This window comes from Nocardiopsis synnemataformans (assembly GCF_965343085.1).
GTDB lineage: Bacteria > Actinomycetota > Actinomycetes > Streptosporangiales > Streptosporangiaceae > Nocardiopsis > Nocardiopsis alborubida.
The window spans coordinates 54,580-68,096 of record NZ_CBDRFA010000005.1 but is presented as its reverse complement, the minus strand read 5'-3'; the positions used below and the strand labels follow the sequence as shown (position 1 = coordinate 68,096).

Sequence of the window (13,517 nt, the reverse complement as noted above, 5' to 3'; positions counted from 1 at the left end):
GCTCCGTGGAGGGTCGGTCGGATGGGGGAGTCCGGGGTCGGATGGGGATCAGGTGCATTCTTCGAGACCGTTGTCGGGGTGGAGGTACAGGCGCCTGTCACCGAGGACGGCCTCGCCGGTCGTGCCGTCGCCGACCGGATGGACCAGGAGCACCAGGTCGTGCAGGTGGAAGTTCTTCTCCCACTCCTTCGGAACCCGGTTGGCCTCCGCCAGGGGCGGCCGCGTGTTCCGGTCGGCCCGCAGGGGGATGGTGCGGGAGATGACCACGCGCAGGTCCTCCCCGGACATCCGGCCCTCGGAGTCGGCGGCGGGCAGGCGTCGGCTCAGGGCCTCGTCCAACCACAGGTCACCGTGCACGTCGCGGTAGCAGCACAGGACCCGCACCGAGTCCGCACCGAAACGCGTGGCCAGGAAGTGCTCGCCGATCTCGAAGTCGGCCTTGGTGAGCGGGGACAGGTCCCCGTAGACCTCCCGGCTGGTGGGGATGACCGCGTTGCGCCCGTGGGTGCGCAGGGCCAACTCCTCACCCATGCGCTTGATGTCCGCGGTGACGTCCTCGATGAGGGTCGGGTCGTCGTAGAGGTCGTCCACCAGTGCCTGGATGTCCTCCGGGATCCTCACGTGCGCACCGGCCCTGCGGGCCAGCAGCGTGTGGGTGCGCATCAGCAGGGAGGGGGTGTAGACGTACTGCCAGGAACGGGGCACGTGCCCCCTGCTCTGTTCCTCCTGCGGGACGAGCACCGCCATCCGCGGCTCCGTCGCCCAGGCGGGGCGTGTGACGACTCCCAAGTGCTCGTGCCGCCAGCAGCGGCCCGCGCGTTGCAGCAGCAGGCCGACGGGGGCCAGGTCGGTGACGAGCAGGTCCAGGTCGAGGTCCAGGGACTGTTCGATCACCTGGGTGGCCACGATGACGGCCCGCGTGGGGCGGTCGCCGTTTCTGGCGCCCTCCTTGCCCAGCCTCCGGGTGAGTTCCGCGGTGATGCGGGTCCTCTGGTCCTGGGGGAAGCGCGCGTGCAGCAGGAACAGTTCCGGAGGGTCCTCCAGAGTGGCGAACCACGAGGCCAGCAGGTTCCGGGTCTGCTGGGCCTCGGCGACGGTGGTGCAGATGACGGCGGCGCACCCGCTTTCGGAGACCAGGGGTGACAACAGGTCGCGCAGGGCCTGTTCCCGGTCGGGGCGCTTGTCCTTGAGGGGTATGGGGACCAGGTCGACCTTCAGCGGGTCCCGCTTCGTGGTGCCGAACGGTTCGGGGTTGGCGGTGACCTCGCCGCTGCCGGGGTGAACGTGGAGCCAGCAGGGGTAGTTGATCTTCTCCACGAACGGCGGCGCGGACCGCTTCACCTTGCCCTTGGAGCCGGTGACGTAGGCCTTCACGAGCGAGTTCGCCACCGAGTGGTGCAGGGTCGCGGACAACAGCACGACCGGGACACGGTAGGCGCCGAGCCAGTGCAGGAGGCGCTCCAGGAGGATCTGCATGTACGGGTCGACCGCGTGTACCTCGTCCACGATCACGACTTTTCCGGCCAAGCCGAACATGCGCACGGCGTTGTGCCGGGAGGGCAGGACGGCCATGAGGGCCTGGTCGATGGTGCCGGTCGACCAGGACGCGAGCAGGCCTCGTTTGGCCTTCATGAGCCAGCTTGTGGGGGCGAGGTCGTCGCTGCGGGCCAGGTCCCGGTCCGTGGGTGCGTACTCCGGGTTCAGCCAGGCCATGGAGTGGAGCAGGGTCAGGGGGGACCCGACCTCGGAACGGTGCTGCGCGTACTTCTTCAACCGGCCGTACATCTGGTCCGCCGTGGCCATGGTCGGCAGGGCGAGGAAACGTCCGTCGTGGCCGGTGGCGTTGCCCAGGAGGTCCGCGGCGTGCAGGGCGGCCTCGGTCTTGCCCTCGCCCGGGGGCGCGGTGACCAGGACCAGGCCGCCCTCCGCGCACAGGTCGGGGAGGTGGCGGGCGAGCGAGTCCTGGAGGCCGTTGGGTGTGAACCCGGGGAAGGACTCGGTGAACGAGGCGGGGGCGGTGATGAGGCGGCGCAGTCCGGCTTCCTGCACTAGGGCGATGATCCTGGGAGCCGAGGCCTGGAAGTGCGCCAGGAGGGCCGTGCGGCCACCGTCGGCAGGAGGAGTCCTGAGCTGGTTAAGCAGGAAGTGCTCCTGACTGACCAGCCAGTCGGCGAGGATGACCAGTCCGCAGACCAGGTGGGCGACCGCGGCCTCGAACCGGGCGGGCGGCTCCGGGGAGCCAGCCGCCTCATGGACGAGCCGGGTCGAACGTTCGCGCTGTTCCTGCCAGGGGCCGTCCTGGAATCGCGGTGTCGTGTACTCGTCGAGGAGCTCCGGGTAGACCCCGTGGTGACCTCCGAGGAGTTGAGCGACCAGGTGCGCGGTGTACCCGTCCTCGTCGTCGTAGCCGAGAGAGCCGAGCGCGGTGACGAGCCACTGATGGGTGACGAAGGAGTGGCCGACTTTGTCCCCGGGATGCGGGTCATCGGGGTAGGCCGACAGGTCGAAAGGGACCTGTTCCTGGAACTCACGGACGAGCTTGCCGATGTCGTGGCAGCCGGCCCAGAACGCGACCAGTGCGCGGGCGTGGTGTTCGTCCGTGCCCAGGCCCGCGGTGATCCGGCGCTTCAGCCCGCTGGAGAGCACGACGTCCCACAGGACGAGGGCGGCGGCGGTGGCGTCGAGGGCGTGGAGGACATAGGGGTACCGGTGGCCGCGGAGGTGGCGTTCTTTGGCCCAGAGGCAGAGGTCGATGTGGGTCGGATCCTCGGCGGGATCGGGGGGAACAGGGGGATCGGCGGTCATCCTGGTGTGCTCCAGCGGTCATGAGAGCATGGTGTGAGGCGAAGTTAGCGCCGGGGCAGGACTTTTCGCGGGGTTTTCGGGAGGGATGGCCGGGGTCGGCCATTTCTGAACTGGTCAGTAGGTCTCGCGGAGATAACGCCCCGCGTTGTCGCAGGTCGTTAAGCGGTGAGTCCCACGCACGTGGGGATGGACCGGGGGAACAGTACCGGGCTATCTCGGAACAGATGTGAGTCCCACGCACGTGGGGATGGACCGGCCACACCCGCCCCGCTCCCCCGCCGCAGCGAGTGAGTCCCACGCACGTGGGGATGGACCGCCTGGCGCGTGTCCACCGAGACGTTCGTGGACGTGAGTCCCACGCACGTGGGGATGGACCGCAGACCTGTAGTGGTCTTACCCCAACCGGTCGGTGAGTCCCACGCACGTGGGGATGGACCGATCACCGCTGAGGCCAGCGGCTACCAGCAGAGGTGAGTCCCACGCACGTGGGGATGGACCGCTCTCCGGCATGTCTGACAAGGCCGTAGAGGAGTGAGTCCCACGCACGTGGGGATGGACCGCCGACTGCCAGCGGATACGCCGTGATGTCGCTGTGAGTCCCACGCACGTGGGGATGGACCGCAGCTCAATGACCTTAGCGGCATTACCGCCGGGTGAGTCCCACGCACGTGGGGATGGACCGTCCAATCGTGTTGACTGAGGCCGGAGCGGGCCGTGAGTCCCACGCACGTGGGGATGGACCGGCGCGCTCGCGGTGCGGGGTCTTCGCGCGGCGGTGAGTCCCACGCACGTGGGGATGGACCGGGAGGTTCGTCGGAGGAGAACCCGGGGCGGCCGTGAGTCCCACGCACGTGGGGATGGACCGGCGTCCAGCCCGTGGCGCCGATCTCGTCCCGGGTGAGTCCCACGCACGTGGGGATGGACCGGGTCGGATTCCTCATCCGGAACCTCATTTTCGTGAGTCCCACGCACGTGGGGATGGACCGAACTCGAACATGTCGGGGAGGCGGCGGAAGACGTGAGTCCCACGCACGTGGGGATGGACCGCTGTTCGACCACGTGCGGGCGTCTGCGCGTTAGTGAGTCCCACGCACGTGGGGATGGACCGCAGGAGGCCCCTCCGGAGAGGGACCTCCTGTTGTGAGTCCCACGCACGTGGGGATGGACCGTACATTCCTTTCGCCCTCCCCGGCTCCAGCAAGTGAGTCCCACGCACGTGGGGATGGACCGAAGTCCCCCGCGGGCCGTCCGCCGAAGCAGGGGTGAGTCCCACGCACGTGGGGATGGACCGTCGGACACGGTGACGGTCACGACAGGTTCCCCGTGAGTCCCACGCACGTGGGGATGGACCGATTCGTTGGCCTCGGCGGCGATCGCCTCCGCGGTGAGTCCCACGCACGTGGGGATGGACCGGCACCACCGTGAGCGAGACCATCCGCAACGAGGTGAGTCCCACGCACGTGGGGATGGACCGAAAAACGAGGAATACGAAGCGGTCCGCTCGGAGTGAGTCCCACGCACGTGGGGATGGACCGCGGGTGTCCCGAGTTGTGCGCACCGGGGCGGTGGTGAGTCCCACGCACGTGGGGATGGACCGGAGATCGCGCAGGAGTCGGGCCTGTCCGACAGGTGAGTCCCGCGCACGTGGGGATGGACCGTGGCAGGGGAATGTTTCGTACCGGTTTTATCGAAGACTCTGGTACGTACCGGCTTCGGTGTGCAAAGGCGTACCTTCAGCTGCGAGCAGGGCCACACCCCTGTTCATCTTGACCCACCAGCATCCCCGCCGCCAGCCCTGAGCCGGAAACGGCCACATCCCGCTTTCCCCTGCCAGACCGGGCTTGGCGTTGCTACCGTGGCTCCACCCAGCGACGGCCTCCCCGCATCCGACACCCGGACTCCTGCTTTCCATTCGCCTTACGAGAGTGCCCTTGAGGAGACTGTGTGCCCACCCAGTGGACACTCACCCCCTATGCCCCCACCACCTTCCATGGTTTCCTCCTCCCATCTGCACGCTCTGGCCTGCTATCTGCTGGAGATCCCTGCCAGCGATCACGCCGCTCAGGCCAAGCCCTTCACCGCCGCCCTCGACGAGGAGCGTTCCTGCTGAGCTGGCTGGACGAACCCACAGAGCCCGACCTGGCCGTCCGCCTGACCGCTCCGGTACGCCTGGGAGAGCACACCGTCTGCCTCACCCTCACCGGATGTCGGGCCCAGCCCTACATCCGCCTGGCTGCCACCCCGCCCGCCCACAAGACGACCGTGGAGTTCACCAGCCCCGCCTACGTCAACCGGGCCGGACGTCAACTCCCGCTCCTGGACCCTGAACTCCTCTTCGCCGGGCTCGCCCGACGATGGGCCGCTTTCAGCCCTCAACCGTTCCCAGCCGACGCGGTCACCGAGGTCCTTCAAGCAGCGCACCTGGCCCGCCACGACATCCGCCCCAACCGGTGGGCGACGGCCGCCACCAGCGCACCGGGTTCGTCGGCAGCGCGGTCTTCGGCCTGCCCACACGAGCCTCACTCGCGGCCCAACGCGCCCTCGTCGCCCTGTGGTCCTTCGCGGCTTTCGCCGGGGTGGGCGCGCAGACCACCCACGGTCTCGGGCACGTCCGCGTGCACCTACACGAGCAGCCCGCTCGTCCAGGGCCAGAGTGCAATCGGGACGCTGTCCGAGAGAAACCCACGGGCCCCATCAGCACCACGCCCACCGAACAGGCCCGCCACCCCTCACAGAACGAAAATGTATGAGCGAATCCGAACCGCGCGACCTGGTCGTCCTCGCCCTGTCCGGCGTGCAGCGCTTCATCACCGAGTCCCGCACCACCGCCGACCTGCGCTCGGCCAGCGAGATTGTTGCCCACCTGGCCGCTGAGGCGGTTCGCCACCTGTCCTTGGTGCCTGGGGCGCGGATCGTCTTTCCCGCCCCCACGAGGGAGGGCACACGTGGCGCTGACGACGGGATGCCCAACCGGGTCGTGGCCCTGCTGCCTGAGGGGAAGGGGGCACAGGCGGCGGCCGTCACCGAAGCGCACCTGGCCGACACCTGGGAGGACTGGGTGAAAGAGGTGTTCGGTGTATCTCAGAACCTGATCCCGGGATGGCCGGTGGTGCAGTGGGTGAGCGTGCCCGCCGAAGCCGGACCCTACGCCCATGCCTGGTCTCTGGCCCAGCGCTCGCTGGCCGAGCGCAAGAACGTGCGGGACTTCTCCCAGCCCTGGGACGAGTTGCGCGAGCTGTGCTCGCTGTCCCCGCGCTGGCGCTCGTCCGAGGCCCCTGCCTCCGCCCCGGAACACCAGGGGAAGGAACTCCTGGCCCAGCCGAACTGGGTCAAACGCCTGTGGCACAAGACCAAGACCGGCCGGGCCTCGGGGTTCGCCTCCACCAACGCCATCGCATCCTCCCCCTACCGGAACGCGGCGCTGCGGTTGTGGCGGGATGACCCGGCCGTCCCCGAGTTGGTCCAGTACCTGCGCCTGTGCGCCCTCGCGCTGGGGAAGGACCCGGTGCGAGAACAGCCCCTTGATTGGCTGGAGGAAGTACCCGGCGATGAACACGCCGAGTGGTTGCGCGCCAAGGGGTCCCGGTGGGTGTTCCCTGGCTCCTGGCACGTTGAAGCGTTGGCCCGGGAGTTCTCCCGAGACGCGGCCGACCCGGAGTTCATCCAGACCGTGCGCGACGGGTGGGAGGCCGCCCGCGCCCTGACCGAGGCGATGGGCGGACACGGTGTGGATCCGCCCTCGCCACACCTGGCGGTGCTGGTGCAGGATCTGGACTCCATGGGCCGGTTCCTGTCCGGTCGGCCGCACACCGGGGCTTCCCGCCTGGAGGTGTCCGAGGAGGAGCACCAGCGCATCTCAGGGCTGCTGTCGGACGTGGCGCGGGACCAGCGCGCCGCACTGGGACGCGTGGGCGGAACGGTGGTGTACGCGGGCGGCGACGACCTGCTGGCGCTGGTCCCGGCCGCCTACGCACTGGAGGCGGCCCGGGTGTGCCACGACACGGTTCCTTCGCAGCTGCCCACCGCTAGCACCGGACTGCTGTTCTTCCACCACGGCTCCTCGCTGCGCCGGGCCCTGAACCGCTCCCATGAACTGTTGGAGGCGGCCAAGCAGCGCCCGGACAAGCACGCCCTGGGCGTGGGGATGGTGCGCAACAGCGGTGCGCACGCCGAGTGTGTTCTGGACTGGGCCGGTGGCACCGACCCTGTGGCGGCACTGAAAGTGTTCACTTCTGAAGGGCCGCAGGCACGTGTCCGGCTGACCCCGGGGCTGCTGGACGACCTGAGGGCCGAGCGGGTGCACCTGGACGGCGGGGACACACGGGAGAGCGAACTGTTCCGGCACGTCCTGCCCCTGGACGCGGCGCGTAAGGAACTGCGGCGCCTGGTCTTCCGGCACACGCACGTGCGCACTCCTGCGGGGGAACGGCCGCTGGGAGCGAAGGAGGAGGACGAGCTGAGGTCGGAGTTCGCCGACGAGGCCGCCGGGGCGTTGGAGCAGATGGCTCCTCCCGGACGCCTGGTGGACGAGAACGCCGTACGGGTCGCCCTGTTCCTGCGTCAGGAGGCGCCGTGACCCACGAAGCACACAGGAGGTGGCTGGCCCTGATCCCCCGGGACACCGTGCAGGTGCGCGACGGCCGTTCCTTCGACGCCGGGGCGGGGGGCGTGGCGCACACCGTGCGGCCCTGGCCCTCCACCGTGGCCGGGGCACTGGTCCCCGCGCTGGGCGGGGAGCCCGAGAGCGTGCGCGGACCCGTCCTGGCGCAGCGGGTGGACGGGCGGTGGACGCCCCATCTGCCGGTTCCCCTGGACCTTGTGCGCGAGAGCGGACGCGAGGACGTGTGGCGGCTCGGTGTGCTCGGGGCTGACACCGGTGTCTCCAGTGACCTGGCGGCCCTCGCCCGGCAGCACGGGGTCGAAGGGCTACGCCCGCTGTCGGTTCCGGAGGGGGCCGGGGACACCGAACCGCTCACCGGACTGGTGCCCGGCCATGTCCTGCGCTCCTACCTGCACGGTGAACTGGAGGACGAAGAAGATCTGCTGTCCCTCAGCGATCTGGAACAGCCCGACGACCCACTCTCCCCGGAGACCCGGGTGGGCCTGGGCCTGGATCCGGACACCCGCACGGCCCGCACGGGGCTGCTGTACACCAGCACCCACCTGCGTCTGGCCGAGGACTGGGCGTTCTGCGCTGAGGTGACCCCCACCCCGAAGCAGCGCCGAGCGGTGGAAACCCCCGCGGGTCCGGTTCGCTTCGGAGGACTCAGCCGCCTGGCGGACGTGGCCCCCGTCCGGGGGCTGGACTGGCCCGAGGCCCCCGAGGCATTCCCCGACGGCAAGGTACTGGTGTACGTGGCCACCCCCGCCGTGTGGGAGCGGGGATGGCTGCCGCCGCTGCCCCCGAGCGCCGAACTGGTCGCGGCGTGCGTGGGCGAGCCCCTGCCCGTGGCCACCGCGTCCCCGGTCCAGGATCACCAGCGTTTCCTCCGAACTCGGACGCTCATGTGGGCGGTCCCCCCGGGTTCGGTCTACTACCTGCAATTCGCCAACCCCGACGACGCCGCGTTCTGGGCGAAGCGGTCCCACCGCAGGGCTCTGGGACCGGCCGCCCGCGAGCGGATGGACACGGCCGGGTTCGGTGTCGTTCTGACCGGAGTGTGGTCTTGAAGAACTACCTGCTCTATCTGTACGTGGAGTCCCCGCTGCACGCCGGGGGCTCCGAAGCCGAAGGGTCGGTGGACCTGCCCATCCAACGGGAGGCCGCCACCGGTTACCCGGTGGTGTGGGGCCAGAGCCTCAAGGGCGCCCTGCGGCAGTTCGCCCGGGACACGGGCTGGGGGGACACCGGCAAGGAGGGAGCCCTCCTGGACGAGGTGTTCGGCAAGATGGCCGGGGGAGGGGGTGATCCCGGGGTGAACACCACCGCTGGCCTGCTGTCGGTGGGAGACGCTCAGCTCCTGGCCCTGCCGGTGCCTACCCTGCACAGCACCTTCGCCTGGGCCACCTCTCCGCTGGCCCTGAACCGGCTGGCCCGCAAGCACACCTACGCGCGCACCGGACGCGATCTGCCCGCCGTCCCCAAGGTCAGGGAGACCGAAGGCGCGTGTGCCACCGCCGAGTGGCACGACCAGGGCCAAGTGCTCGGCCCCTGCCTGGTCAAGGTGGACCACCCCAAAAAGGGCGAGGCCAACCCGGTGGCGGCCTGGGCGGAGCTGATCGCCCAGGAGGGGATCGGCGATGAGCCGCACATGTCGGTCCCGGCCGCCAAGTTCCACGACGACCTGCTGGTGGTGGGTGCGGACGTGATGTCACAGCTGGTCCGCGAGTGCACCGAGCACTCGGTGCGCATTCAGCTCGACTCCGCGACCAAGACCGTCAAACACGGCCCGTTCACCAGCGAGTACCTGCCAGCGGAGACCCTGCTGGTGTCGGCCCTGGCGCTGCGTGGGAACCGCGGCGACCACGCCCGGCATCGGGAACGGCTCAGGGAGCTGCTGCATGGCGCCGTCTTCCAGATCGGTGGGGACGAGTCTCTCGGCAAGGGACTGGTGTGGACCCGGCTTGTGGAGGCACCCGATGCGTGAGGCCACCAGGGTCGACCAGCGCCTGGCCAGGGTCGCCCACGACATCCTCCCGGAGCAGGTCAGCCGGGAACTGCGCACACGCATGCGACAGCTGTCCTCACGGCTGCGCGGCGGCGGGCTGGCCGCCACCTACGCGTTCATTCTCTCCAAGAGCAAGAACGACCCCAAGGACAGCCTCGGCTACGCCTACCACCGCCTGGCGGCCAAGATCGCCGAACACGTGGCCGAGCGCAAGCTCCTGGGCGACCTGGCCCCCGACATCGACCAGCGGGAGTTCATGCGCGCGCTGAGCGAGGCCGACACCCGCCGGTACGCCCGCGTGTCCGCCGAGGTCGACGCCTTGGCCGTGTGGCTGAGCCGTCTGGCCGACGCCTACTACGAGGCACCGAAGGCGGGTGAGGACGATGCCCGCGAACAGGAAGAGCGGCAGGAGGCCTGAGAACCCCCCGCCCGTCCCCGGGGACACTACCCGGGGCGCGGCCCACGGCCCTCTGGGGGCCCGGATCTGGGTCCACCAGAAACCCCACCCCAAGAAGGGCGACCGCGACGCCGCCAAGAGCACCAGGGGACCCGCGCCCGGGCACACCACGCTCAAGTTCGGGCGGCACAACGTGGAGCCGCACGCCAATGCCCTCGTCGTCCTGCGCCGACTGGCCTTCGAGAAGATGCGGGAGGAGAAGGAGACCCAGGACCAGGGCAGACTGGAGGGCTGGCAGCCGCACACCCCGCTGCACACCTGGGCCACCGAGTCCGACGCCGGACAGCAGCGCAACCCCTACCTGGAGGCCGTGCTGGAGCGCCGGCGGGCACTCCTGGAGCGGCTGACCGCACCGCGCGCGACCGGTACCCCGGCCGCTTCAGGTGGTACCGGACGACCCCGCGCCCGCACACTGCGACTGCGCCTGGCCACTGAGTGGCGGCTGGTCACCGGCCTGGGATTGCAGTACGGGGTCCTGGACAGCGGTCTGGCCCTGCACGGCACCTACGGGTGGCCGGTGATCCCCGCATCCACCCTCAAAGGCCTGGCCGCGGCGGGTGCACGCCTGGCGGAGGCCGGCCAGGAACAGGTCCGCCGCGTCCTGGGCGACCCCCGCCCAGGAAGCTCCCCGGCCACGAGCCCGCCGCAGGGGCGCGGGAGCGTGGTCTTCCTGGACGCCCTGCCCGGCAAGCGCGGGGTGAGCGTGCACAGCGACACCGTCACCCCGCACCAGCAGCCCTACTACACCGACACCTTCCCGAGTGGCGAGCACGGCGGGGACGGCGAGGAGGGCCGGGCCGGGACGGACGAGCAGACCGGACGCAACGGAGCGCAGACCAAGAACGGGCCGCGTCCGCCCACCGAGCACCACAGCCCGGTACCGGTGCCCTTCCTGTCGATCAGCGGAGAGCTACACGTGGACCTGGTGGGCGAGGACCCCGACGACCTGCGTACCGTCGCCGACTGGTTGAGCAGAGCCGGGGACGAGGTTGGCGGCGGAGGCCGCACTAGCACCAGCCACGGCTACTTCACCTGCGAGGTCATCGAAGAGGAGACCCGGTGACCGTACACCTGATCACCGTCGGCGTGAGCCTGTTCGACAACCTCCAGGTCACGAAGACGGAGCTGCGCAAAACCATCGAGGACAGCGGGCTGAGCTCCCGCGTCGCCGCCGCCGAGAAAGAGTTCCACGACACCGACCGGGAGACGGGCGACCGCGCGGAGGACGCCAGACGGGCCTCGGCCTGGCTCTTCGCGGTCACCACCCCCGACTCCGGACAGGACCGCAAGAACCTGGAGGACCTGCTCGAACGCGTCGACCCTCGCATGTGGCCCGCCCGGGCCAGCGCCGAGCTGAGCACCCTGGCCGCCAGGAACCCCCACACCAACAGCCTCGAACTGCCGGACCACGACACCGCCGTGCTCATCAGCAGCGACACCGCCAAGGGACTGCGTGCCGCCCTGTTCAACGCCGTGGTCCTGACCGGGGGAGACCTGGGCCGGGTGCGTTACCTGGCCGAGCCCAGTGAGCGAGTGCATGAGGAACGCGGCAAGGTCGTCATCGCGCGCCTGCCCGGTCTCGACGCGGGCGACTCCGCGGGGTTCGTCGAGGCCATGCGCGGCCTGGGCGCGCTCGGCCGCGGCGTGGACCGGATACTGGAGGAGGCCGGGGACACGGCCTTCTTCCACCTGTCCGGCGGGTTTAAAGCAGCCCTGCCCTTCCTGCTGAGTCTGGGCGAGGCGCTGCGGAGCCTGCGCGGCAAGAGCAGGGTTCGAGCCTTCGCCCTGCACGAGCTCAGCCGCGACCTGCTCTCCGTCGAACTGCCTCTGCGCTCCTTCTCGCTGCGACTGCTGCGCGAGGAAATCGCCGGGGCGACGAAGGACGGCACCCTGCCGCCCAAACCGGCTGGCATGGCCACACTGCTGGGCTTCGCCTACGAGGCTGATGAGGACGGCCGAACCCTGAAGCTCACCCCGTTCGGCCACGCGCTGCGCGAACTCCTCCCCCCGAAGACCGAGACATGACAGCGGGGCAGAAGGAACACGATGTTCCGGGAGGGCTGGCCCCGGCACTCAGGAAACGGCTCATCGGGGGCGTAGGGGAGCTTGCCGACACCGGTCGCGACGCGGTCGGCCCCGTCAACGACAGGCAGGTCTGGCGCGCGGCGGAGCTGAGGGGATTCCTGGCCAGGGTTGCCGACGACCAACTGCAGCAACGGGATCCGGTACCGACCCGGCGGGAGGCCCTGGAGTACCTGGACCGCAGCGCCACCGCTGTGCGGGCGCTGCTGTACCGCCCGTACGGCCTGCTCGATCTGCTCCCGTCGGTGCTGGGCGGGCGCGGAAGCGAAGAGGACAGCGCACGCTACTGGCAGGTGTTCGCGGTGTGCTCCGACCTCCTGTGGGAGTACGTCAGCTCGGACGCGCCCCGGGCGCGCGGACATCGGCATCTGCTGCCACTCGCCGCCCGCACCCGCTTTCTGGCCCTGTCCGAACCCTTCCGGCAGCGCGACAGTCCGGTGTGGGAGGACCCCCACGAGGGCGAACTGGCGCACGTGTTCGGTCATGGGACCTGGGCGGAACTGGTGCGCGGGGCCAGGGAAGCCCGGGAGTCCTGGCGCGTCCAGCTCAACCAGTACCAGTCGGTTCCCCTGCTCGACCAGGCCTCCCCGTCCATGCTCGAGGACGAACTCCGCCTGTTGGCGTTCGAGTCCTCCTTCTCCGGTGAGCCGCTGGTACTGGCGGAGCTGGCCGAGGCGCCAACCGGACCACGGAGCGTGCCCCCGGCGGATCGGGCCGTGCTGGAGGAGGTGGTGGAACAGCACCTCCTGCCCCGGTTCGCCGCCGGACACGCCTGGGCCGCGGTCACGGGCTGGAAGCGGCGGACCCCGGCCTGCGGCCCGCTGGTGCTGTTCGGCCTCACCGGGCTGGCCGCCTTGGTGGCAGTCGTGTTGGCGGTGGTAGCGCTGACAGTGGACGGGTTGGGGTTTCTGCCCGCGCTGGTGGCAGCGGCCTTCTTCTACCTACTCGTCGGTGCGGGCACCGTAACCTACGGCCGGTTCTGGGCCATGCCGCTCATGCTGCGCCTGCCTGCCGCGGCGGCGGTGGGCCTGATCGTGCTCGTGGCGCTGCACCCGGACTGGTGGACGTCGGTTTCCGTCGGCGGGCAGCTCCTCGGTCTGTCCCTGTTGCTGGTGGGGGCGTCCTTCGGCTACCTGCTCGTGGAGGCGCGCAACCACAACTCCGGACAGTCCCAGGCCGGGAAGACTGAGCGTTGGAAGGACGCGAGGCGCGTGCTCGGCCGCGCCGCCTCGGTGACTTTCACCGGCCTGGCGCATGCCTTCCTGGTGGCTCTGCTGGGCATGGCCGTCATCGCACCGGTCTTCTCCGAAGAAGGCGGCAAGCTCACCGCTGTCTGGTACGGCCCGGACGCCTCCGCCAGCGAAGAACCAGTCGCCGCTGCTGAGCAGCCCACGGGCACCCAGACGGACGGGACCGAACAGGATCCGTCAGCACCCGACCCCCTGGCGATTCTGGTGGCCGCCACCGCCTGGTGCCTGGCGGCAGGGGTCTTCTCCCAGATCCTGTGGGACGACCAACCCATCACCGCGCCCCTGGCCCACCGGCGCTGGCGCAACGAAAGGTAG

Annotated in this window: 10 protein-coding genes and 1 CRISPR repeat array; of the genes, 9 read left to right on the top strand and 1 reads right to left on the bottom strand. The window is 70.0% G+C overall.

The annotated features are described in order from the left end of the window. Nucleotides 1-48: 48 nt before the first annotated feature. Nucleotides 49-2,805 carry a CRISPR-associated helicase Cas3' gene (gene cas3 / locus ACSIH6_RS03920; RefSeq protein WP_435106658.1) on the bottom strand — a complete coding sequence of 919 codons (2,757 nt, stop codon included), beginning with the start codon at nt 2,803-2,805 and terminating at the stop codon, nt 49-51. Between the two features lie 165 nt (nt 2,806-2,970). Then, nucleotides 2,971-4,463: direct repeats of the CRISPR family, unit length 29 nt; unit sequence GTGAGTCCCACGCACGTGGGGATGGACCG. Nucleotides 4,464-4,777: 314 nt separating this feature from the next. On the opposite strand from cas3, the gene ACSIH6_RS03915 reads away from it, so the two are divergent. From ACSIH6_RS03915 to ACSIH6_RS03875, 9 genes are all read left to right on the top strand, one after another. Then, nucleotides 4,778-4,915: a hypothetical protein gene (locus tag ACSIH6_RS03915; protein WP_435106657.1), complete on the top strand. Its 138-nt coding sequence runs from the start codon at nt 4,778-4,780 to the stop codon at nt 4,913-4,915. Between the two features lie 244 nt (nt 4,916-5,159). Continuing rightward, nucleotides 5,160-5,555 carry a CRISPR system precrRNA processing endoribonuclease RAMP protein Cas6 gene (gene cas6, locus ACSIH6_RS03910; RefSeq protein ID WP_435106655.1) on the top strand — a complete coding sequence of 132 codons (396 nt, stop codon included), beginning with the start codon at nt 5,160-5,162 and terminating at the stop codon, nt 5,553-5,555. Beyond that, entirely contained in the window at nt 5,552-7,381 is a 1,830-nt protein-coding gene (locus ACSIH6_RS03905; protein WP_435106653.1) for a Cas10/Cmr2 second palm domain-containing protein, read from the top strand. The genes cas6 and ACSIH6_RS03905 overlap by 4 nt, the downstream gene beginning before the upstream one ends. Beyond that, nucleotides 7,378-8,475 (top strand): type III-B CRISPR module-associated Cmr3 family protein, encoded by a 1,098-nt coding sequence (locus ACSIH6_RS03900; RefSeq protein ID WP_435106651.1) that lies wholly within the window; start codon nt 7,378-7,380, stop codon nt 8,473-8,475. Before ACSIH6_RS03905 ends, ACSIH6_RS03900 begins: the two co-directional genes overlap by 4 nt. Then, nucleotides 8,466-9,392 carry a type III-B CRISPR module RAMP protein Cmr4 gene (gene cmr4, locus ACSIH6_RS03895; RefSeq protein ID WP_435106649.1) on the top strand — a complete coding sequence of 309 codons (927 nt, stop codon included), beginning with the start codon at nt 8,466-8,468 and terminating at the stop codon, nt 9,390-9,392. Before ACSIH6_RS03900 ends, cmr4 begins: the two co-directional genes overlap by 10 nt. Further along, nucleotides 9,385-9,831, top strand: a complete 447-nt coding sequence (gene cmr5, locus ACSIH6_RS03890) for a type III-B CRISPR module-associated protein Cmr5 (RefSeq protein WP_435106647.1) — start codon at nt 9,385-9,387, stop codon at nt 9,829-9,831. Before cmr4 ends, cmr5 begins: the two co-directional genes overlap by 8 nt. Beyond that, nucleotides 9,797-10,933 (top strand): type III-B CRISPR module RAMP protein Cmr6, encoded by a 1,137-nt coding sequence (locus ACSIH6_RS03885; protein ID WP_435106645.1) that lies wholly within the window; start codon nt 9,797-9,799, stop codon nt 10,931-10,933. The genes cmr5 and ACSIH6_RS03885 overlap by 35 nt, the downstream gene beginning before the upstream one ends. After that, nucleotides 10,930-11,895, top strand: coding sequence for a hypothetical protein (locus ACSIH6_RS03880; protein WP_435106643.1), 966 nt, complete (start codon nt 10,930-10,932; stop codon nt 11,893-11,895). The genes ACSIH6_RS03885 and ACSIH6_RS03880 overlap by 4 nt, the downstream gene beginning before the upstream one ends. Further along, nucleotides 11,892-13,517: a hypothetical protein gene (locus ACSIH6_RS03875; RefSeq protein ID WP_435106641.1), complete on the top strand. Its 1,626-nt coding sequence runs from the start codon at nt 11,892-11,894 to the stop codon at nt 13,515-13,517. Before ACSIH6_RS03880 ends, ACSIH6_RS03875 begins: the two co-directional genes overlap by 4 nt.